20 protein-coding genes are annotated in these 21913 nt (G+C 62.3%); 11 read left to right on the plus strand and 9 right to left on the minus strand.

Annotated features, from left to right (window positions below; genetic code table 11):
* Positions 1–29: 29 nt before the first annotated feature.
* Positions 30–1988 (minus strand): M13 family metallopeptidase, encoded by a 1959-nt coding sequence (locus ACKAMS_RS05675; RefSeq protein ID WP_019745215.1) that lies wholly within the window; start codon positions 1986–1988, stop codon positions 30–32.
* Between the two features lie 113 nt (positions 1989–2101).
* On the opposite strand from ACKAMS_RS05675, the gene ACKAMS_RS05680 reads away from it, so the two are divergent.
* From ACKAMS_RS05680 to ACKAMS_RS05690, 3 genes are read left to right on the plus strand one after another with little or no spacing between them, the layout of a single operon-like run.
* The gene (locus tag ACKAMS_RS05680; RefSeq protein WP_019745214.1) at positions 2102–2551 is read left to right on the plus strand and encodes a helix-turn-helix transcriptional regulator; all 450 of its coding nucleotides are present in this window, start codon (positions 2102–2104) and stop codon (positions 2549–2551) included.
* Positions 2552–2556: 5 nt separating this feature from the next.
* The gene (locus ACKAMS_RS05685) at positions 2557–2967 is read left to right on the plus strand and encodes a VOC family protein (RefSeq protein WP_020909044.1); all 411 of its coding nucleotides are present in this window, start codon (positions 2557–2559) and stop codon (positions 2965–2967) included.
* 52 nt (positions 2968–3019) lie between these two features.
* Positions 3020–5380, plus strand: coding sequence for an excinuclease ABC subunit UvrA (locus ACKAMS_RS05690; protein ID WP_019745212.1), 2361 nt, complete (start codon positions 3020–3022; stop codon positions 5378–5380).
* Between the two features lie 13 nt (positions 5381–5393).
* Here the strand turns inward: ACKAMS_RS05690 and ACKAMS_RS05695 are convergent, their stop codons facing one another.
* The 6 genes from ACKAMS_RS05695 to ACKAMS_RS05720 all read right to left on the minus strand — a co-directional run bounded on the left by ACKAMS_RS05695 (position 5394) and on the right by ACKAMS_RS05720 (position 10879).
* Positions 5394–6377 (minus strand): intradiol ring-cleavage dioxygenase, encoded by a 984-nt coding sequence (locus ACKAMS_RS05695; protein WP_007731412.1) that lies wholly within the window; start codon positions 6375–6377, stop codon positions 5394–5396.
* A 66-nt stretch (positions 6378–6443) separates the two neighbouring features.
* On the minus strand, positions 6444–7370 hold the full coding sequence (locus tag ACKAMS_RS05700; protein WP_097386919.1) for a PaaI family thioesterase: 927 nt from the start codon (positions 7368–7370) through the stop codon (positions 6444–6446).
* Between the two features lie 44 nt (positions 7371–7414).
* A complete protein-coding gene (locus tag ACKAMS_RS05705; RefSeq protein WP_408988731.1) occupies positions 7415–8197 on the minus strand; it encodes a pirin family protein in 783 nt (260 codons plus the stop codon).
* A gap of 114 nt (positions 8198–8311) precedes the next feature.
* A complete protein-coding gene (locus ACKAMS_RS05710) occupies positions 8312–9058 on the minus strand; it encodes a pirin-like bicupin family protein (RefSeq protein ID WP_020970713.1) in 747 nt (248 codons plus the stop codon).
* A gap of 1 nt (position 9059) precedes the next feature.
* Positions 9060–10025, minus strand: a complete 966-nt coding sequence (locus ACKAMS_RS05715) for a pirin family protein (protein WP_020970712.1) — start codon at positions 10023–10025, stop codon at positions 9060–9062.
* Between the two features lie 131 nt (positions 10026–10156).
* Positions 10157–10879, minus strand: coding sequence for an IclR family transcriptional regulator (locus tag ACKAMS_RS05720; protein ID WP_029256190.1), 723 nt, complete (start codon positions 10877–10879; stop codon positions 10157–10159).
* A 138-nt stretch (positions 10880–11017) separates the two neighbouring features.
* Here ACKAMS_RS05720 and ACKAMS_RS05725 point away from each other — a divergent pair, with 138 nt between their 5' ends.
* From ACKAMS_RS05725 to ACKAMS_RS05750, 6 genes are all read left to right on the plus strand, one after another.
* The gene (locus ACKAMS_RS05725; protein WP_021345469.1) at positions 11018–11467 is read left to right on the plus strand and encodes a nuclear transport factor 2 family protein; all 450 of its coding nucleotides are present in this window, start codon (positions 11018–11020) and stop codon (positions 11465–11467) included.
* Positions 11468–11516: 49 nt separating this feature from the next.
* On the plus strand, positions 11517–12353 hold the full coding sequence (locus ACKAMS_RS05730; RefSeq protein ID WP_007731420.1) for an SDR family NAD(P)-dependent oxidoreductase: 837 nt from the start codon (positions 11517–11519) through the stop codon (positions 12351–12353).
* A complete protein-coding gene (locus ACKAMS_RS05735) occupies positions 12346–13128 on the plus strand; it encodes an SDR family NAD(P)-dependent oxidoreductase (RefSeq protein WP_408988732.1) in 783 nt (260 codons plus the stop codon). Before ACKAMS_RS05730 ends, ACKAMS_RS05735 begins: the two co-directional genes overlap by 8 nt.
* Positions 13125–14582, plus strand: a complete 1458-nt coding sequence (locus ACKAMS_RS05740) for an FAD-dependent oxidoreductase (RefSeq protein WP_408988733.1) — start codon at positions 13125–13127, stop codon at positions 14580–14582. Before ACKAMS_RS05735 ends, ACKAMS_RS05740 begins: the two co-directional genes overlap by 4 nt.
* Positions 14583–14658: 76 nt before the next feature.
* Positions 14659–15972 carry an MFS transporter gene (locus ACKAMS_RS05745; RefSeq protein WP_007731424.1) on the plus strand — a complete coding sequence of 438 codons (1314 nt, stop codon included), beginning with the start codon at positions 14659–14661 and terminating at the stop codon, positions 15970–15972.
* Between the two features lie 27 nt (positions 15973–15999).
* On the plus strand, positions 16000–16488 hold the full coding sequence (locus ACKAMS_RS05750) for a nuclear transport factor 2 family protein (protein WP_042952875.1): 489 nt from the start codon (positions 16000–16002) through the stop codon (positions 16486–16488).
* A gap of 69 nt (positions 16489–16557) precedes the next feature.
* On the opposite strand, the gene ACKAMS_RS05755 is transcribed toward ACKAMS_RS05750, so the two are convergent.
* Positions 16558–18198, minus strand: a complete 1641-nt coding sequence (locus ACKAMS_RS05755) for an ABC-F family ATP-binding cassette domain-containing protein (protein ID WP_092764343.1) — start codon at positions 18196–18198, stop codon at positions 16558–16560.
* Between the two features lie 208 nt (positions 18199–18406).
* Positions 18407–18964: a TetR/AcrR family transcriptional regulator gene (locus ACKAMS_RS05760; RefSeq protein WP_003940110.1), complete on the minus strand. Its 558-nt coding sequence runs from the start codon at positions 18962–18964 to the stop codon at positions 18407–18409.
* Positions 18965–19015: 51 nt separating this feature from the next.
* Between ACKAMS_RS05760 and ACKAMS_RS05765 the strand changes: the two genes are divergently transcribed.
* Positions 19016–19975 (plus strand): DMT family transporter, encoded by a 960-nt coding sequence (locus tag ACKAMS_RS05765; protein WP_070386419.1) that lies wholly within the window; start codon positions 19016–19018, stop codon positions 19973–19975.
* Positions 19972–21567, plus strand: a complete 1596-nt coding sequence (locus tag ACKAMS_RS05770; RefSeq protein ID WP_408988734.1) for an amidohydrolase — start codon at positions 19972–19974, stop codon at positions 21565–21567. Before ACKAMS_RS05765 ends, ACKAMS_RS05770 begins: the two co-directional genes overlap by 4 nt.
* Positions 21568–21913: the final 346 nt, after the last annotated feature.

Here is a 21913-nt window from a genome sequence, read left to right on the forward strand (position 1 = left end):
CCTTAAGCGCGCACAGGGGCTTGCCCTTGCTACCAGATCTTCACACGCTTCTCCGGCTCCAAATACAGTGCGTCACCGGGCTTGACGTCGAACTCCTCGTGGAACGTGTCGAGGTTGCGGACGACGCCGTTGCACCGGAACTCCGGCGGCGAGTGCGGGTCGACGGCCAGACGGCGAAGCGCTTCGGCCTCACGGGCCTTCGTGCGCCATACCTGCGCCCACCCGAAGAACACGCGCTGCAGACCGGTGAGTCCGTCGATGACCGGAGGTTCGGTACCTTCGGTCGCGATCTTGTACGCCGCGATCGCGATCGACAGCCCGCCGAGATCGCCGATGTTCTCGCCGATCGTGAATTCACCGTTGACGTGGTGGCCCGGCAGTTCCTTGGGCTCGAACTCGTTGTACTGCTCGATGAGAGCCTTTGTGCGCTTGCCGAATTCGCTACGATCCTCGTCGGTCCACCAGTCGACCATGTTGCCGTCGCCGTCGTACTTGGCGCCCTGATCGTCGAAGCCGTGCCCGATCTCGTGGCCGATGACGGCACCGATGCCGCCGTAGTTGGCGGCGTCGTCGGCTGCGGCGTCGAAGAACGGCGGCTGGAGAATGGCTGCGGGGAACACGATTTCGTTCATGCCCGGGTTGTAGTAGGCGTTGACGGTCTGCGGCGTCATGAACCACTCGTCACGGTCCACGGGGCCACCCAGCTTGGCCAGGTCACGGTCGTACTCGGCGGCGTATCCACGACGGTAGTTGCCCACCAGGTCGGTAGCCGAGATATCGAGACCGGCGTAGTCACGCCACTTGTCGGGGTAACCGATCTTCGGCGTGAACTTCTCGAGCTTGGCCAATGCGGCCTCACGAGTCTGCGGGCTCATCCACTCGAGGTCGGAGATGTTGCGGCGGTACGCCTCCTGCAGGTTGGCGACCAGTTCCAGCATGCGGGTCTTCGCCTCAGCGGGGAAGTGACGGTCGACGTAGAGCTTGCCGACGGCCTCGCCGAGCAGATCCTGAACCAGGCTGACCCCGCGCTTCCAGCGCTCACGGTTCTCTTCGGTACCCGAGAGCGTGGTGCCGTAGAAAGCGAAGGTCTCGTCGACCAGCGCGGAATGCAGGTAGGGGGAGCGAGCGTGCAGCACCTTCCACGCCGCCCATGCCTTCCAGTCGTCGAGTGACTCCGACGCCCAGAGTGCGGTGAAGGTGTGCAGGAAATCGGGCTGACGGACCACGATCTCGGCGAACTTCTCCGAATCGGCGCCGAGACCGGACAGCCATGCCGCCCAGTCCAAACCGGGGTTCTGCTCGGTCAGTTCCTCGAAGCCCACGAGGTTGTAACTCAGATCTGCGTCACGACGCTTGACGACGTCCCAATGCCCGGCCGCGATCTTCTTCTCGAGTTCGAACACACGCTGGGCGTCGTAGCCGACGCCGGCGAGGGTGAACATCTTGTCGATGTGCGCGACGTACTTCTCGCGGATCTCCGCGTAGTTGTCCTCGCGGTAATACGACTCGTCGGGCAGGCTGATTCCCGACTGGCTGAAGTGGATCAGGTACCGCTCCGAATTCTTGGCATCGGTGTCGACGTAATGCGAGATGGCACCGCCGACGCCGACGCGCTGGTGGCGTCCGATCACGGTGGCCAACGACGACCGGTCCGGCGCATCGGCGACGGCGTCCAGCTCGTCGTCGATGGGGCTGAGGCCCGCGGCCTCCACGGCGTCGGCGTCCATGAAGCTCGAGTACAGGTCGCCGATGCGCTGTGCATCGGTACCGGCGGCAGAGTTGGACTCCGCGGCTTCGGTGATGATGGTCTGTACGTCTTCTTCGGCCTTGTCGTAGAGCGTCCGGAAGGCCCCGTCGACTGCGCGGTCTGCCGGAATCTCGTATTCGGCGAGCCATTTTCCGTTGACGTGGACGAACAGATCGTCCTGCGCCCGTGTGTCGCCGTCGAGGTGGGTGAGGTCGATGCCTGAGCGATGAGCCGTGGTCATTTCTCCATCCTTACACGATCATGACGAACTGCTCGGTGTGTGCGTGATCGCTCCACACCCCAGTTCATCTCTTGTGCTGGGCAACGTCGGTACCGCATGGCACGATCGAATACGTGACCAGCAGACCTGCCGCAGATCCGCACCTGCAGGACCTCGCGCGACTACGACGCGTGCGTGACCGTATCGACCGGGAGTACGCGCGGCCTCTGGACGTGGAGGCGCTCGCGCGGGGAGTGAACATGTCTGCGGGGCATCTCAGTCGCCAATTCCGTCAGGCGTACGGCGAACCGCCGTACGCCTACCTGATGACCAGGCGAATCGAGCGCGCAATGGCGTTACTGCGCCGCGGGGACCTCAGTGTCACGGACGTCTGCTTCGAAGTCGGCTGCAGCTCTCTCGGCACTTTCAGCAGTAAGTTCACCGAATTGGTAGGGGTCCCGCCCAGCGTCTATCGGCGCGAGGCCGAGCAGTCGACGGCCGGAATGCCGTCCTGTGTGTCCAAACAAGTCACCAGACCGATCAGGAATCGAGAAGCGCAGAACCCACAACCGCAATTAACGTGATCGCCATGGACATCACCATTCACTCGAGTTTCCTTCCGCAGGACGACCCTGACGCCGCCCTGAACTTCTACCGCGACACCCTTGGGTTCGAGGTGCGCAACGACGTCGGATACGACGGGATGCGATGGATCACGGTGGGGCCGCCCGGCCAGCCCGGCACCTCCATCGTGTTGCATCCGCCGGCCGTCGATCCCGGAATCACCGACGACGAGCGCCGCACCATCATCGAGATGATGGCCAAGGGCACGTACGGCGGACTTCTTCTGGCCACCAAAGATCTGGACGATACGTTCGAGCGGCTTCAGGCCGGCGACATCGACGTCGTCCAGGAACCGACCGAGCAGCCGTACGGCGTTCGCGATTGCGCCGTCCGCGACCCAGCGGGAAACCTGATCCGTATTCAAGAACTGCGCTGAGACCGTCAACTGCGCTGAGACCGTCGGCGATCGACTGACAGATGGAGACACGATGACTGCCCTGCACACTGCAGACAGCCACGATTTGATCCGCGTGCAAGGCGCGCGGGTGAACAATCTCGAAGACATCAGCGTCGAGATCCCGAAGCGGAGGCTGACGGTATTCACCGGCGTCTCCGGTTCGGGAAAGAGCTCGCTGGTGTTCAGTACGATCGCCGCGGAATCGCAGCGGATGATCAACGAGACCTACAGCGCTTTCGTTCAAGGATTCATGCCGACGCTCGCGCGGCCGGACGTCGATGTTCTCGACGGCCTGACCACCGCGATCATCGTCGATCAACAGCGGATGGGCGTCGACCCGCGCTCGACAGTCGGAACCGCCACCGACGCCAACGCGATGCTCCGCATCTTGTTCAGCCGTCTCGGAAAGCCTCACATCGGTTCACCTCAGGCGTTTTCGTTCAACGTGGCCTCGATCTCCGGAGCAGGCGCGGTCACGATGGAACGCGGCGGACGTCAGACGAAAGAGCGTCGTAGCTTCAAGATCACCGGCGGCATGTGTCCGCGATGTGAGGGACGAGGGGCGGTCAACGATTTCGATCTGACCGCGTTGTACGACGACACCAAGTCGCTCAACGAGAGTGCGATCACGGTCCCCGGCTACAGCATGGAGGGTTGGTACGGCCGGATCTACCGCGGCTGCGGTTTCTTCGATCCCGACAAGCCGATCAAGAAGTACACCAAGAAGGAACTGAACGATCTGCTCTACAAAGAGCCGACCAAGATCAAGGTCGAAGGCATCAACCTGACGTACACGGGTCTGATTCCGCAGATTCAGAAGTCGTTCCTCGCCAAGGACGTCGACGCGATGCAGCCCCACATCCGGGCATTCGTCGAGCGGGCGATCACGTTCACCACCTGCCCTGAATGTGACGGGACGCGTTTGAGCGAGGGCGCGCGGTCGTCGAAGATCAAGGGCGTCAACATCGCCGACGCCTGCTCGATGCAGATCAGCGATCTCGCGGAATGGGTCAGCGGTCTGAAGGAACCATCGGTCGCGCCTTTGCTCACGACGCTCGGCGAAACGCTCGACTCCTTCGTGGAGATCGGACTCGGCTACCTCAGTCTCGACCGTCCGTCGGGAACGCTGTCCGGTGGTGAAGCTCAGCGCACCAAGATGATTCGGCACCTGGGTTCCTCGCTCACCGACATCACGTATGTATTCGACGAGCCCACTACCGGCCTGCATCCGCACGACATCGCGAGGATGAACGATCTTCTGCTGCGCCTGCGGGACAAGGGCAACACCGTGCTCGTTGTCGAGCACAAGCCGGAGACGATCGTGATCGCCGATCACATCGTCGACCTCGGGCCAGGCGCGGGTAGCGCCGGTGGAAACGTCTGCTTCGAGGGCACAGTCGATGGCTTGCGAGCCAGCGATACGGTCACCGGGCGTCACTTCGACGACCGGGCCGCCCTCAAGGAGACCGTGCGGGAGTCCACCGGAGCAATCGAGATTCGTGGAGCGAACTCACACAACCTCCAAGATGTAGATGTCGACGTACCGCTCGGTGTACTGGTCGTGGTGACTGGTGTGGCCGGATCGGGTAAGAGTTCGCTGATCCACGGCTCGCTCGCGAAACGCGAGGACGTGGTGTCGGTCGATCAGAGTGCGATCCGCGGCTCGCGTCGGAGCAACCCGGCAACGTACACCGGGCTGCTCGACCCGATCCGCAAGGCATTCGCGAAGGCCAACGGCGTGAAGCCGGCGCTCTTCAGTGCCAACTCCGAAGGCGCCTGCCCGACGTGCAACGGCAACGGCGTCATCTACAGCGACCTGGCGATGATGGCCGGCGTTGCCACTCTCTGCGAGGAGTGCGAAGGCAAGCGCTTCCAGGCGGAAGTTCTCGAATACAAATTCGGTGGCAAGGACATCAACGAGGTTCTCACGATGTCGGTGGCCGAGGCCGAGGAGTTCTTCGGCGACGGTGAGGCGAAGACGCTCGCTGCGCACAAGATCCTCGTCCGACTGGTCGACGTGGGGCTCGGGTACCTCACGATCGGCCAGCCGTTGACGACGCTGTCGGGCGGTGAGCGTCAGCGCATCAAGCTGGCGACGCACCTCGGCGAGAAGGGTGGCGTGTACGTCCTCGACGAGCCGACCACCGGACTGCACCTGGCCGACGTCGAGCAGTTGCTCGGCCTGCTCGATCGACTCGTCGATTCCGGTAAGTCCGTCATCGTCATCGAGCACCACCAGGCCGTGATGGCGCACGCCGACTGGATCATCGACCTCGGCCCTGGAGCCGGTCACGACGGCGGTCGGATCGTCTTCGAAGGCACTCCCGAGGAGCTCGTCGCCGACGGCTCCACCCTCACCGGAAAGCACCTCGCGGCATACGTCGGCGGCTGAGTCGGCTCCTACCTCAGGCGTCGATACCCAGGTTGATGACGGCGAGGTAGGAACCGTCCGACTGCTTCTCGACGGTCATGAGGCCGGTGTCGTCGTAGATACCGTCACTGGCGTTGTTCGTGTTGTTCTCACGACCGGTGTGCTCGCTGTACGGGGACTGCGAGTACACCTCGTCGAGAAGGGTCTCGTCGAAGAAGGTCTGCGACGTGAGGACCGTCTTCTTGTCGATGTGCACCTTGACGTGAATGTGGGTGGTGCGGCCCATGTACCAGCCGGGAAAGATCGTGGTGAACTGCGCGATGCCGTTTGCATCGGTGGTCTGGGCGCCGCGCAGGTAGGTGCCGTCGTCGGTGGTGGTGGCTTCGGTGTCGCCGACGCTGTACGAACCGTCGGAGGTCTCTCCGGAACCGCCCATGCCGCCGCCCATTCCTCCGGGTGCACCTGACGGAGGTTCGCCCATTCCACCTCCGGGTGCACCTGACGGAGGTTCACCCATCCCGCCGGCCGGGGGAGTTCCGCCACCGCCGCCGCCGTTGGCGCTCAGCGAACCGGATTCGAAGCCGGAGTACACGCCGCCGGCGTCGCAGTGCCAGATCTCGACGACGGCGTTGGAGACCGCGCCGATGCTGCCGTCGACGTTGCACTGGCTGTTGTCCTGCACGCGCATTGCCACCTGCAGTGTGGTGCCCGGACGGTCTTCGCGGATGTCGCCGCGAATGGAGTCGACGTCGAACCAGTAGGGGCCCTGTGTCTCTTCCTTGCTCATGACGCACTGCGGTGCTTTGGCCAGAAGTGCGGTGACGGCATCGCCGGACGTGGCCGCTGCGGAAGCGCCGGAAGTGGTTGTCGTCGATGCAGCCGCGGCCGAAGTCGTCGTGGCGGTGCCACTGTTACCGGAACAGGCTGCGATGAGCCCGCCGAGACTGATGGTTCCGCCGAGAGCGAGGGCCCGTCGACGGCTCACGCGTAGCCTGCTCGCTTCGATGTCTTTGTTCACGCCGCTGTACCTCCATTGTGTGGGCTGTTGTCTCAATGGTGGACGGGCGACCTGGTGCGGAACTGGTTATCCGCTGTGAACTTGCTGGGAGAGCATCTGGATGCTCGAGGTGGCCCGTACGTAGACCTGCCCGCCGGCGTCGACGATGCGCGTTTCGATCAGCGCGAGCCTGCGCCCGGCACGAATCACGGAGGCCTCGGCGCGTAAGACCGGCCCGCCGATGTCGGGTGAGCGCAGGAAGTCGATCTTGTGGTCGAGGACGCGATAGTCCTGATCGGAGCTGGTCAGGGTCTGTGCTGCCAGTCCCGTAATGGCGTCGACTGCCGAGATGAGGACACCACCCTGCACGGCGCCCAGCGGGTTGGCCATCCAGGCGACGGGTGCGAACTCCCCGACGACGGAACCTGGCGTCACGTCGACGACAGCAAGATCGAGTAGCCCGGCGAGCGGTCCGCGTTCGAGTTTGCCGCCTCGGATACCTTCGACGACGTCGGACCCCGACAACCCACTCAGGTTGCTCGTTTTCTCCGGCGTCGGGACCGGTAGCGGCGCACCGTCCACGTAGTCGTCGATTCCGACGACGGGTGGACGCGAGACCACCATTGCGCGGCCGGCCATCACGGCCAGGAGGGTGCCGTTCTCGTCGCGAAGTTGACCGGACGCGAGCCCGACGCCGTCGTCGAGATGCACGAGCGTGCCGGTGGCGCCGACGTCTGCGAGAGCGGGAATGTCGGCGCCCGCGCTGACCGTGACCTGCGCGAGCACGGATTGATGGCCCGAGGTCAGTCCCGAGTACACCGCGCCGCCCATGGCACCGTCGATCATGACGCCGATGGAACCGAGCACCGTCTTGCCACGGTGATCGTGGAAGCGCGGGCCGACTGCCTGCGCGAAGGCCAAGTCGCCCGGCACGACCGATACGGCGCGCACACCCATCAAGGTGTTGAGGGGGTCAAGTTGTGTGACGGGTGCGGCGGAGTTGTCGATGCTCATCCGTCGAGTATCTCCAGCGCGCCCAGTCCTGCCGAGACCGGGTCTCAACCACCGATACGTGAATGCATCTCCCAGACGAGGACTTCCGCCCGGGCATCGGAGGTCAGTTGCTGCCCACCCGAATCGCTCAACCGGACGGCATCACCCTCGTACAGTGTGCCGACGCCCTCCATCTCGGCAGTGCCCTGCGCAACGAAGACGTGCAGGAACGGTGCGCTGGGAAGATTCACGGAGGTGCCGGGCAGAATCCGCGCGACGTGCATGGCGGCGTTCTTGTTGTTGATGCGAATCGCCGAATGATCCTTGTAGCGCTCCATTCCGGAGGCCACCGGGATCAGACCGCCGCGCAGCAGTTCGTCGTCGATCTCGAGTTGTTCGTAGCCGGGAGTCAGTCCACCTTCGTCGGGTACCACCCACATCTGGATGAAATGCACGGGGTCGGAATGCTGTTCGCCGCCAATACGCCACGAATCGTTCTTCTCACTGTGCATGATTCCGGTGCCGGCGCTCATGCGCTGGGCGAGGCCTGGATAGATGACGCCGGTGTGGCCGATGGAATCCTGGTGCACGAGCGAACCGCGAAGCACCCAGGTCACGATTTCCATGTCCTTGTGCGGATGGGTATCGAAACCGGTTCCCGCCAGTACGGTGTCGTCGTTGTTGACGAGCAGCAATCCGTGATGAGTGTTGTCCGGATCGTAATGCTGTCCGAACGAGAACGAATGTTTCGAATCCAGCCAGGAGACGCGGGATTTCAAGCGATCACCGGAGCGGTGCACATCGATGTGCGGTGTCGTCCGTGGGGCCTGTGCTCGACCAGATGCCATGGCTCCTCCTTCTGTGCCACCGGGATCCATCACTACCGGATCCACCACTACCGGCATCCACCCTACGACGAACCTGCTGTGTAGTCCGAACATTGGGCGTACTCGGTGGTGTCGTCAGTTCGTCGACGCGTGCATCTCCCACACGAGTATCTCCGCATCGTCGATTCCCTCGACTCGTTGACCGCCAGTGTCCTTGAGTCGCAACGAATCTCCTGGTCCCAGCAATCCGACTCCCTCGACGTCGACAGTGCCGCTGGCGATGAACCCGTGCACGTACGGCGCATCCGGAAGAGATACCGACCCGCCGGTCTCGAGGCGAGCAACATGTAGTGCCGCATGTTTGTTGTGCAGGCCGATGGCGCTGTGACCGCGATGCGCAGGCATCCCCGATGCCAGGGTGATCAGGCCACCGCCGTCGAGTTCGGAGTTGATGTCGAGTTCCTGATAGCTCGGGGTCACTCCGGATTCGTCCGGCGGTATCCACATCTGAACGACGTGAACGGGTTCGGTGACGCGTGAGCCGTCGGCCCGGAAGCGATCGTTGCGCTCGGAGTGCAGGATTCCGGTACCGGCGCTCATTCTCTGCGCGAGTCCGCGATGGATGACGCCGGAGTGCCCAGCGGAATCCTGGTGAACCAGAGATCCGCTGAGCACCCACGTCACGATCTCGGTATCGCGGTGCTGATGAGTGTCGAAACCGGAGCCGGCTTCGATGATGTCGTCGTTGTTCACCAACAGAAGTCCGTGCGCGTACGCGGCGTGATCGAAGTTTCCGGCGAAGGGGAAACTGTGACGCGCGGTGAGCCAGCCGTAGTTGAGGTGCGCACGTTCGGCTGCTCGTTGGACGACCACCGACGACATGTCAGCTCAGCTTTTCGTGTGCTGCCGGGATGGATCCGAGGCGTCCGGCCTGGAAGTCCTCGAAGGCCTGCATGACCTCGGACTTGGTGTTCATGACGAACGGCCCGGCCATCGCGATGGGCTCACGAATCGGTTTGCCACCGAGGATGAATACCTCGAGGGATTCGGTCCGCGAATCCTGGCGATCGGAAGCGGCGACGGTGATGGAGTCACCGCGTCCGAAGACAGCCGTCTGCCCTACTCGAATGGGTCGACGCTCGGCTCCGACCGTTCCTTCGCCGGCGAGCACGTAGACGATGGCGTTGAACTCGGGGTTCCAGGGCAGAGTCAGGCTCGCACCCGGGGCAATAGTGGTGTGGGAGAGCGCGATGGGTGTGTACGTCGATCCGGGTCCGGCGTGGCCGGCGATGTCTCCGGCGATGACGCGCACCAAGGCTCCGCCGTCCGGCGAGGAAAGCAGGGCCACCTTGTTGCCCGTGATGTCCTGGTACCGCGGAGATGCCATCTTGTTGTCGCGAGGCAGGTTGACCCACAGTTGGACGCCGTGGAACAGGCCGCCGCTGAGGACGAGGTGCTCTGGCGGAGTTTCGATGTGAAGGATGCCGCCACCCGCGGTCATCCACTGGGTGTCGCCGCCGCCGATTACACCGCCGCCACCGTTGGAGTCCTGGTGCTCCATGATGCCGTCGATCATGTAGGTGACGGTTTCGAAGCCGCGGTGCGGGTGCCACGGAGTGCCCTTGGGCTCTCCGGGTGCGTAGTTGACTTCGCCCATCTGGTCCATGTGGATGAACGGGTCGAGGGCGGAGAGGTCGATGCCGGCGAACGCGCGGTGGACGGGAAAGCCTTCACCTTCGTATCCGACCGGTGCGGTGGTGATGCTCTTGACGGGGCGGTCGACTGCTGACTCTGCCGGCTCGTCGAGGCGGGGCAGGGCCAAGATGTTCTCGACTGTCACAGCAGGCATGTCGTACTCCTTGTATCCGTGAAGCTGATGTCAGGTAGTTGATTGTTCAACTATCTCATTCGGAGTCAACAAAGTCGAGCCCCGGGTATTCCCGGGGCTCGACTGGTGTTCGGATCAGCCTGTTGTCTGGATCAGCGCAACATGCTGCCGAGGGTTTTTGCCGCTGCCATGACCTCGGCGCCCAGGGCTGCTTGATCCTCGGAGTCGAACACGGAGATTCCGAGGCTGGAGATGGCGTCGCGGCGTCTGCCGGGGATGACTGCCGAGATTCCCAGGACGGACGGGATGACCTCCCCGACGGTCACTGCGTAACCCCGTGCGCGGGCCGCCGTCACTTCCTCTCGTTCCCCGCTCACCGGTGGGAGTGAGGCAAGAATGGAAAGCCCGGCGGAGCCGCGGTCGATCGGATCAACCTGCCCTGGATGAAACGCGACGTGAACCTTGGCGCTGCGCGGTTCGACCACCATCAGTGCGCGCACTTCGGTGTCGCTCTCGCGGACCACCAGGTGTGCTGTCGCCTCGGTGGCCTCGGCAAGTTCTTGAAGTATCGGGCGGGCCAGGGTTCGCAAATCCTGTTCCACCGGTTCGGCGAGGGTGACCAGTCCGGCGCCGAGAGTGACGCGCTTGAAGGAGTCTTTGCGGCACAGGTGATGAGCCTCGAGCGTGCGGATCAACCGATGTGCGACAGTCCGGTGGACTCCCACTCCGTCGGCAATGTCCGTGACTGACAAACCGTGCGGATAGGACGTCAGGAGTTCCAAGATCTCGAGTCCGTGGTGCAGCGTTTTCGACATGCTCGAGTCCACTTGAACTGCGCTTTTGCGCGGTCGGTGTTCCTCGCTCAGCTCTGACATCAAATCCCTTTCTTGACGTTTGTGAGGTATGCCACCTACGCTTTGAACATATCGCACAGTGTGTGCGATTATCGCACACTTTACGGAGCTGCACAACCTTCGGGTGGATGCAGCGCAGCGTGTTCGGAGAGAACCTTCATGAGCAACTATCGCGTCGTGGCAACGGAGGATGTTGTCGCAATCCAACAGCTGTACGGCCACCAGAGTCATTGCATAGACTCTGGGCGCCAGCAGGATTGGGCGCAGACATTCACGGCCAACGGTGAATTTCATTCACCCAGTTATCCGGAACCCGTGGTCGGTTTCGGCGACCTTGCAGCGTTTGCTGCTCGCTTTTACGCTGCTGCGGAAGCCGTCGACGAGGTGCATCGGCACGTTCTGACCAATCTCGTAGTCGAGGCGGTGGACGAGAGTGCTCTCGCAGTGCGCGGGTACCTGCAGATAGTTGCCACCGCTCGCGGCGGTGAATCGCGACTGGTGCGGATGACGACTGTCGATGACCGCGTGGTTCGGGTCGGTGAGGAATGGAAGATCGCCCGCCGCACCGTCTCCCGAGACGACGCACCTCGAGTGTCCGAACAAGGCTGAAGTACCGAAAAGTTTCTTGCACAACAATATTCAGTAGGAGAAGTACATCATGACCGAAAGCTCTGACCAGACGAACCCGGGCCGCACCGTTGTGACGCAGATGTCGGCGGTGTACCCGGAGTTGGCAGGCAAGGTCGCAGTGGTGACCGGCGCGGCTCAGGGTATGGGTGCGACGTTCGCCGAAGGGCTGGCAACACGCGGCGTACATGTCGTCGGTGCCGACATCAACGAAGAGCAGATGCTCGCCACGGCCGCACGAATCAATACGGACCTGGAATCGAATGCACTGGCGGACAAGCCGGGTCGCGTCGTCGGAGCTCGGGTCGACGTCACCAAGCCGGACGAGCACGAACTGCTTGCGCAGTTGGCGTTGAAGGAGTTCGGCCGGGTCGATTTCTGGATCAACAATGCGGGTATCTTCCCGTTCGCGCTGGCCGAGGAGATCACCCCGGAGCAGATCGGCGCAACGCTGAGTGTCAATGTCGAAGGAGTGCTCTACGGTGCTCAGGCAGCGGCACGCCACCTCGGTCCCGGCGGCGCCATCGTCAACATGTCCTCGGTATCTGCGCTGCGTGTGCGGAAGGGGAGAGGCGCTTACTGCACGTCGAAAGCTGCCGTCGCGCACCTCACTGAGTCGCTCGCAGTGGAGTTCGGAGACAAGGGTATTCGGGTCAACTCCATAGCGCCCGGCTACATCGACACGGCTATGACGAAGTGGGTCCAAGAAGATCCGATCGCGCTCGCGAACGCACTCGACGCGGTGCCGCTGCATCGTCTGGGCTCGCCCGAAGAGGTCTTCGGCCCGCTGCTGTTCCTGCTCTCGGACAGCGCGCGCTACGTCACCGGGCACAGCATTGCGGTGGACGGTGGTTCGCGGCATGTCTGAGTCCACGAAATATCCCGGCGTCGTTCTCGTTACCGGCGGTGCTGCCGGGATGGGAGCGCATCACGCGCGCACTCTCGCCGCGCGCGGTTCGCATGTCTGCATTGCCGATGTTTCGGATTCATCCGGCGCGGTCGACGACATTGTCTCCGCCGGCGGATCGGCGTCCGCTCATCTTCTAGACGTCACCGATGCCGAGGCCTGGGACCGGGTTGTCGACGAAATTCGCACCACCCGTGGGGAACTCGGTGGACTGGTCAACAACGCCGGCATCTCGCGTCGGCTCGAATTCATGGACACCCCGAACGACATCTGGGAACTGACCATGAAGATCAACCTCTTCGGTCCGTTCTACGGTATGAAGGCGGTGGCGCCGCTGATGCGCGAGAGTGGTGGCGGATCGATCGTCAACATCTCGTCCATCGCCGGTCAGATCGGATACTTCTCTCCGGCTTACTCGTCGAGCAAGTGGGGTTTGACCGGTCTGTCGAAGTCGGCCGCGGGCAACTTCGCGCAGTGGGGGATTCGCGTCAACTCTGTGCACCCGGGACTGGTCGGTACGTCGCTGCTCGGCGGCGCAAACGACTTCGTCGCCGCGTCACTGAAGTCGGTTCCCTTCGGACGCATGGGAACTCTCGACGAGATCACCGAAGCAGTGCTGTTCCTGCTCTCGAACAGTTCGACCTACACCACCGGTACGGAGCTCACCGTCGACGGCGGGTTGGTGTCGAACGGTCTTTACCACCGCATCATCGCGGAGACTGGAGAACTTTCATGACCGAGCACTGGGACGTCGTTGTCATCGGTGGCGGCGGAGCAGGCCTCGCGGCTGCGGTGTCCGCGGCAGAAGAAGGTGCATCCGTTCTGCTGTTCGAGTCCGAAACCGAACTCGGTGGATCCACTGCGCTTTCGGCCGGAATCTTCACGGCCGCCGGAACAAGCGTGCAGGCCGGCCTCGGCGTCGACGACTCGGCGGAGAAGTTCTTCCAGCACTACATGGACCTCAACCAGTGGATGCTCTCGCCCGGGTTGATTCGTGCGTTCTGCGAAAACGCGGGTCCGACACTGGAATGGCTCATCGGGCTCGGCGTCGAGATTCCAGCGGCGATCTCGGGTAACGCTCACCAACCGGGACTCGCCCAGGCCGGCGTCGAGGATGTCTGGCGCGGCCATGTGCCGAAGGATCAGGGATACGGACTGATTCAGGTGCTGGACAAGGCTCGTCGTAAGCACGGGATCGAGGTCATCTTCGGAACGCGGGTGCAGAAGCTGATCGAGGAAGACGGTCGGGTTGTCGGTGTTGTCGCCGACGACATCGAGGTACGTGCGGGCGCCGTCGTTGTTGCTTCCGGTGGATTCGCGCAAGATCCTGGCTTGGTGGCGCGCCACTTCCCGGACGCGAACAAGGCCGGAGACGCCTTGTTCGTCGTCGCAGCCGAGGGGAGTCGCGGAGACCATCTTCGTTTTGCCGAAAACCTCGGTGCTTCCGTGGCGGGCGACGGCTGGGGCCTGATGCTGCCCACGGTCTACTTCCAGCGATTCCATCACTGGCAGGCCGGTTTTCCGCCGAAGTCGCGGATCTACGTCAACCAGGACGGCCGTCGATTCATGGACGAGGACAGCTCGTACGCCGTCTCGACCGGCATCATCGACCATCAGGGTGGATACGGTTGGATGATCTTCGACGAGAACGCTCGCGTGAATCTGGCTCCGGGATATGCGGATTGGAATCCCGAACGCATCGAGGAAGAAGTTGCCGCCGGTGGCACGATTCGCGCGGATACGATCGAAGACCTCGCAGTGGCTACGGGTGTTCCGGTTGCGACGTTGACGCAAACCCTGCGTCGATGGAACGACCAACTGCCCAGCGGTCACGACGACGACTTCCTCCGTCATCGCACGCTGCGAAACAAGGGTGCCGTCGGCAACCCGGATCCTATTGCGACAGCACCGTTCTATGCCGCGAAAATCCTTCCGGCGGAGCTCGTATGCACGCACGCGGGAATGGAGATCAACACCGATGCGGCCGTGCTCGGCAGCACCGGAGTACCTATCGAGGGTCTGTACGCGGCCGGTGAGGCCGGCGCCGGAATCCTCGGACTGAGATACGTGGGCGGCGGCAATGCAGTTGCCAACGCTTTGACCATGGGCCGCGTAGCGGGACGTAATGCGGCGAATTACACCAGGACCAGCGCTGAGCGCGCACCGGTCCATTCCATCGCGCACTCCTGACGTCCGACGTCTGCGCGGCACCGAATCCAGTCAGTATCCAATCCAGGCAGGGAACAACATGTCAGAGAATGAGACCATGGCGAGAGCCGAATCCACCGAGGGCAGCAGCGTGGCAACCGAACGACAGTCGACGACGAAGGTAATTCGCGCGGCCATCGTCGGTACCGTCGTCGAGTACTACGACTTCGGTATCTACGGATACATGGCCACGACAATCGCCGCGCTGTTCTTCGTTTCCCACGACCCGAACGCAGCACTGCTCGGTACCTTTGCAGCATTTGCCGTGGCCTTCTTCCTACGCGTGCCCGGCGGAATCTTCTTCGGCCACATCGGCGACAAGTACGGCCGAAAGAATGCTCTCTCCTGGACCATCCTTCTGATGGTTCTGGCGACAGCAGGCATGGGCTTGCTGCCGACGTACGCCACGCTGGGTGTGTGGGCCACGTCCATCCTCGTTCTGGCTCGTTGCCTGCAGGGCTTCGCGGCCGGCGGTGAACTCGGCGGTGCCAACGCTTTTGTCTCCGAGTCCGCTCCCAAGCGGTGGCGAGCGACGCAGACGTCGATGGTCAATACCGGCACCTACCTGGGTTCGCTGGCTGCTTCGCTCATGGCCCTCGGCCTGACGTCGGTATTCTCGCAAGAGCAGATCCTCGAGTGGGCGTGGCGTATCCCGTTCCTGCTCAGCCTGCTGATCGGTGGCATCGGTATCTGGATCCGTAGCCAGATGGAAGACACTCCTCAGTTCGAAGAACTGCAGGACAAGGGTGAGACCAAGAAGCTTCCCATCCGTGAGCTGCTCAGCACCTCCGGTGGCAGCGTCGTCAAGATCATCCTGCTGGGCGCACTCATCACCGGTGGCTACTACATCGCCTCGGTATATGCCGCGACGTACCTGCAGACCACCGGCGGTCACTCGTCGCGCGTTGCCTTCCTTTCCACTTCTCTTGCGCTGGTTCTCGGCGTCATCACGTTGCCGATCTCGGGATACATGGCAGACAAGTACGGGCGTCGGCCGGTGCTGTTCGCCGGTAGTGCCGCCGCAGTGGTTCTCGGAATCCCGATGTTCATGATGATGGCCGGTTCTGGTATCTGGCAGGCGGTTGTCGGTCAGTCGGTGCTCTTCATCTGCGTTTCCGTTGTCAACGGTGCTTCGTACGTGACCTATGTCGAAATGCTGAAAGCATCTGTGCGGTACAGCGGTCTGGCCTTGGGTAACAACGTCACCAACATGTTCCTCGGTGGCACCGCGCCCTTCATCGCCACCTATCTCATCAGCTTGACCGGTAACTCTCTCGCCCCGGCCGGATACTTCGTGTTCTGTGCCGTGATCACCCTCGTCACGGTCTTCTTCATCAAGGAGACCAAGGGCGTTGAACTGCAGGTTGATTGATCACCTCGGGAGAACAGGAGACGGGCTGTGTCCCTCGCTGACAAGCAAGAAATCACCGAAGTTCTGTATCGCTACGCTCGGGCCGTCGATCGGAAAGATTTCGACAGCGTAGCCTTCTGCTACTTCGACGACGCGATAGACAACCACGGTGGTTACATCGGAACTGTCGACGGGCTCATCGAAGACATGAAGCTCAGGCACAAGACGATCGACTCGTCGATTCACTGCATTTCCAACATACTGATCGACGTCAACGGCGATGTCGCTCAGTGTGAGTCGTACTGTTTGTGTTTTCTGCGGCAGGAGCGTTCCGGTACGGATTCGGTGCAGACGCTTGCCACGATCAAGTGCCGTTACGTCGACAGGTTCGAAAGGCGCCGTGGTGAGTGGCGAATCGCCGATCGGATCGTCGTGTTCGACGAATCCCGTGAAGACGTGATCGAAAACGTTCTGCCCACTGACTGGGTGACCCAACGCCGATCCTTCGACGATCCGGTGTACACCAGGACGCCTTGACCAGTAGTGCAGACGAAAGGCCTTCACACACGATGTGTGTGAAGGCCTTTCGCCTGTTCACTGGTCGTGTCAGCCCACTGCGTCCGGTGCGGCGACCTCGGTCAAACGGCCGTCCGAGAGCCTGAGCCAGCGTTCGACCTTGACCTCGGCCAGGAATCTCTCGTCGTGGCTGACCACCACGAACGCCCCCTGATATGCATTCAGGGCACTTTCGAGTTGAGCAACGCTCACCAAGTCGAGGTTGTTGGTCGGCTCGTCGAGAAGAAGCAATTGCGGGGCCGGATCGGCGAAGAGAACGCATGCCAACGTAGCCCGCAGCCGTTCACCGCCCGAGAGTGCAGCGACGGGTAGGTGAGCACCCGCACCCCGAAAGAGGAAGCGCGCCAGGATGTTCATGCGTTCCGGGGCCGGAAGGCCTGGAGCCGACAATGCAAAGTTCTCGGCGACGGTGCGTGCGGGGTCGAGTAGGTCGAGCCTCTGCGACAGATATGCCACCCGGCCGTCGGCTCGCTTGACCTCACCGGAAGTCGGCGCAACATCCCCGTTGACGATGCGAAGTAGCGTCGACTTTCCGGCGCCGTTCGGCCCGGTCAACGCGATACGCTCCGGTCCTCGAATGGCCAGGTCAATGCCGGGGTCGGCGAAGATCTCACGATCGCCGAACGCGAATTGCATTCGCTCACCAAAGAACACCATGCGTCCGGCGGGTACGTGAGTGCCTGGCAGTTCGAGCGAAATCGTCTGGTCGTCTCGAAGAGCGCGGCCCGCTCTGTCGAGTCGGTCCTTTGCCGCGTCGACCCGGGCGAGGTGTGTCTCGTTCGCCTTGCCGGCCGACTCCTGAGCATTGCGCTTCATGGTCCCCGCAAAGATCTTGGGCAAGCCCGCGTTCCCGAGATTGCGGGCAGCGTTACTTGCGCGTCGTGAAGCGCGTTCTCGGGCCTGCTGCAGTTCGCGCTTCTCGCGTTTGACGTCCTGCTCGGCGTTGCGGATGTTCTTCTCCGCCACCTCGCGAGCCGAGCGTGCCGCAGCTTCGTAGTCGGTGAAATTGCCACCGTAGAAGCTGATCTCGCCGCTGTGAAGTTCGGCGATGCGGTCCATACGGTCGAGTAGTCCTCGATCGTGGCTGACTACCAACAGACAGCCACTCCAGTCGTCGAGAACGTCGTAAAGTCTGCGGCGCGCGTCAAGGTCGAGATTGTTGGTGGGTTCGTCGAGGAGAAGGACATCGGGGCGTCGCAGGAGTTGAGCCACCAGTCCGAGCGAGACGACCTGCCCGCCGCTCAGAGTGTCGAGACGACGATCAAACGTCATGTCACTCAAACTGAGTCGGCCGAGTTGGGCTCGGGTCCGCTCTTCGACGTCCCAGTCGGACCCGATTGTCGTGAAGTGTTCTTCTCGTGTGTCTCCGGATTCGACAGCGTCCAGCGCAGCGAGCGTCGGGGCGATGCCCAAGACCTCGGCAACGGTCAGATCGCCCGTCAGTGGAAGGTCTTGCGGAAGGTATCCGAGAACGCCGTCGACGGACACACTGCCGGCGCGTGGGCGGAGTTGACCGGCGATCAATCTGAGCAGAGTGCTTTTCCCGACGCCGTTCTGGGCAACCAGCCCGGTTCGGCCACCGGGCACCGTGAAGGACAATTCGTCGAAGACCGGAGTGTCGTCCGGCCAGGCAAAAGACAGATTCGAGCAAACGATGTAGGTATCGGACATGAATAGACCTCAGGTGTCGTGCGGGCGCGGCAACGCTGCTCCGCAAAAAGTCGGGTAAGTGAACGACAACATGGCCACTACGGCAGCGCTCCGAGGCGTCTGCCGGTGGCCGTCATGCCCGGTTTTATCCGGAGATGTCGAGTTCACCAACCATGTCTGATCCTTTTTGGTCTGTGCGGTTTCATCCGACGATAACAGGAGCCGGTATTTACATACGAGCAATACCGGCGCAGAGAAGTTCGACCAGTCTTCGATACACCCGATCCGGGTCGGTGCCGGCCGGTTGGCCCTCTACCGATTCGAGGATGCAGAAACCGTGCAGCGCGCTACGAAGAGACCACGCCGCCTGCTCCGAATCATCCGGGCTCAGACCGTATCCCGCGATCACCTTGTTGATGACGTCTACCACCTCGCCCACGGCGGAGACCAGATCGGGATGCGGAGCAGTGGGGTAGCGGTCGGTGATGGCGTAGAGCCCGGGGTGCACCCGGACGAAGGCACGCCATGCGTCTGCGAGCGCCATGACGGCGTCGTCGCGCGAGAGACCAACCGCGGCGGCACGCAGTTGTTCGGCGAGAAGGTTGCGTGCGAGGAGGCTGAGTTGATGGTGGACGTCGTCGACCCCGTCGACGTGTTTGTACAGGGCTGACTGCCGGACGTCGAGGGTCTCGGCGAGTTGACTCAGTACCAGAGCGTCGGCGCCTTTGCTGTCGACCAGGTCGGCTGCGGCAGCGATCACGCGTTCACGGGTAACCGGAGTTCTCATGCACGCATCTTCCCTGTATGACAGGCTTTGCGTCGGTGATACATTATCACCATGAGTGATGAAGTATCGCCACGCGTGCCGTCCGGCGATCAACTACGCCGTCGTGACCTGCGCGTAGTCGTCACCGGTGCATGCATCCTCGGGTTGACCTCGGTGCTCTATGAACTCTCAGGAGTGTCTCCGTCGACGGGTGCCTTCTTTCGGTGTCTCTATGCGCTCATCCCTCTCGGCATACTCGTGCTCGTTCAGCGTCGTCGGTCATCCCGGCCTTCGATCTCGGCGCCCTGGATCGTGAAGTCTTTGCTTGCCGGCGCGTTCCTCGGAATCGATCTGGTGCTCTGGCACGAGTCGATTCATTCGATCGGGGCAGGTCTTTCGACTGTGATCCTGAATTTGCAAGTGCTGTTCGTCGCAATCCTCGGCTACGTTGTTCTGCGCCAACGGATCGGCCGGGAACTGGTCGCCAGCCTTCCGTTGCTCTTCGTCGGAGTTGCTCTGGTAGCCGGGACGAGCACAACGCTCACGGGGTCGAATCCTGCTGTCGGAGTGTCGTTTGCCGTGATCGCCGCAGGCGCCTACGCGGTCTACATCTTCCTGATGGGTCTGGCTACTCGGGCGGCGGGTAGAACGGCTCTGCCGATGTTCGTCTCGACGGGAGCCACTGCCCTCACTGCAGGTGTATACGGCCTCGTGAGTGGAACTTTGGATCTGACCCCTTCGCTCGTAGCTCAAGGCTGGCTTGTGCTGCTCGCGTTGGTATCTCAGGTGATCGGGTGGCTCCTGGTGGCAAGCGCCAGTCAGCGTCTGCCTGCCAGTGCAGTCGCCGCCAGCCTGGTGTTGCAATCGGCGTCGGCACTGCTGTTCGGCGCGGTGATGCTTGCGCAGACCCCAACACTCGTCCAACTTGCGGGTGCCGGAATGATTTTGGCCGGAGTGGTTGTGGCGACGCGGATACCTGCGAAGAAGTCCTCGACGACTGTAGTCGGAAAACGAATGGAGACAAGCGTATGACACCGGTGGCTGACCACATCTACATCAACGGCGAGATCAGGACCATGGACGGTGCTGTCAGCGATAACGCGACCGCTGTGGCCGTCAAGGACGGCAGATTTGTCGCTCTCGGAACTGACGCCGAGATCTCGGCGCTGACCGATTCCGAAACCTCCGTTGTCGATCTCGCCGGAGCGGTGATTGTTCCGGGGTTCATCGAGACGCACCTTCATCCGATGATGTGGGGTTTGATGCTCAGTGGGGTCGACGCAACGACGAGTGCGTGCCCGACCATCGAGCAGTTGATCACGGCGTTGGCCGCGCGGGCCGCGATCACACCAGTTGGCGAGCCCATAGAAGCGTGGGGCTTCGACGACAGCCTCGTGGCGGAGGATCGAGGTCTGACCGCAGCTGATCTGGACAAGGCATCCACCGAGCATCCGATTCTGGTGCGGCACTTGTCTGCTCACGGGATCTATGTCAACTCGGTCGCACTGGAGAAGGCCGGGATCGATGCCACCACGGTCGATCCGGAGGGTGGTGTCATCGTTCGGGACAGCGCCGGTGTACCCACCGGTGAACTGTGCGAGGTTCCGGCAATGTCTCTGGTACACGGACTTGTTCCGGATATGAACCCGGATGCGTCCAAGATCGCGATGCTGCGGGCGCAGGAAGTCATGGCTTCGGTGGGCGTGACAAGTTTTCACGACATGTACGTCACAGCCGAGATGTACGAGGCGTACCGACAACTGGACGCTGATGGTGAACTGCGTCTGCGTGCGCGCCTCTACCTCGGCCACGGGGTGCACGATCAATTGGGTGAACTCGCCGATTCGACAGACCGAGTTCGTGTGGGCGGCGTCAAACTCATTTCGGACGGGTCGATTCAGTTGCACACCGCTGCCCTGACCGAGCCGTACCACGATCTGGGCGGATGCCACTGCGGCGGAATGGCAATCCCGGCAGGTGCACTCGGGGTGCTCGTCGCGGAACATCACGCTGCCGGCCGGCAGGTTGCGATTCATACCAACGGTGATCAAGCCATCGATTTTGCACTGGACGCAATTGCAGCGGCACGGACGGCACACCCGGACGTCGAAGTTTCGCATCGACTCGAGCACGTTCAGACGTTGCGGGAAGATCAGATCGTGCGGATGGTCGAACTCGGGGCGGTGGCGTCGATCTTCGTGAACCACGTCTACTACTGGGGCGACCGGCACCGTGATCGGTTCCTCGGACCGGTTCGTGGCGAGCGGATCAGCCCCGTGGCGTCGGTCGTGGCGGCGGGGCTTGCCTACGCGCTGCATTGCGACTGCCCTGTCACTCCCGTGAACCCGCTCTTCACGATGAACACAGCCGTACACCGTGTGACGCGAGAAGGTCATGTTCTGGGTGCAGAGCAACGGGTTTCCGCGTCCGATGCGTTGGCCGGTTACACAAGCGCTGCCGCCCGTCTCACCGGTGAGTCATCGGACAAAGGTCGGATAGCGGTGGGACTTTTGGCGGATTTTGTTGTGCTCGACGGAGATCCGTTGCGGAGCGCTTCTCAGGAATTGAACGAACTGTCGGTCCTGCGCACGGTTGTCGGCGGTGAGACCGTCTTCGAGGTGTAGGTGCTCGTAGTTTTACCTTGGGATTGGGTGCCGGTAGTCAACTCCTTACCGGCTTCGCAACTGTAGACGCACGTGGGCCGGGTAGCGAATTTGCTTCCCGGCCCACAGCTTTGGATGCGCCAGGGGCAGTCGCTATTCGATGGTCGGACAAAGTTATTGGTGGAGTGCTGGTTTCGGGGCGTGCGAGGGTTTGTCATGGCCGTCTGATCCGGCGAGGCGCAGCGATCGACGATGCCCGTGTCCGTGGCGTTCGTGAACGAAATGCAGCACGTGCTCGAAACGGTTCGATCCTTCTGTTTGCTCGAGGGTCGCTGTTCTCGGCGAGTTCGTTCGTGAATATCCTCGG

Origin of the sequence: Rhodococcus sp. 5A-K4 (assembly GCF_046097995.1) — a bacterium.
GTDB lineage: Bacteria > Actinomycetota > Actinomycetes > Mycobacteriales > Mycobacteriaceae > Rhodococcus_F > Rhodococcus_F erythropolis.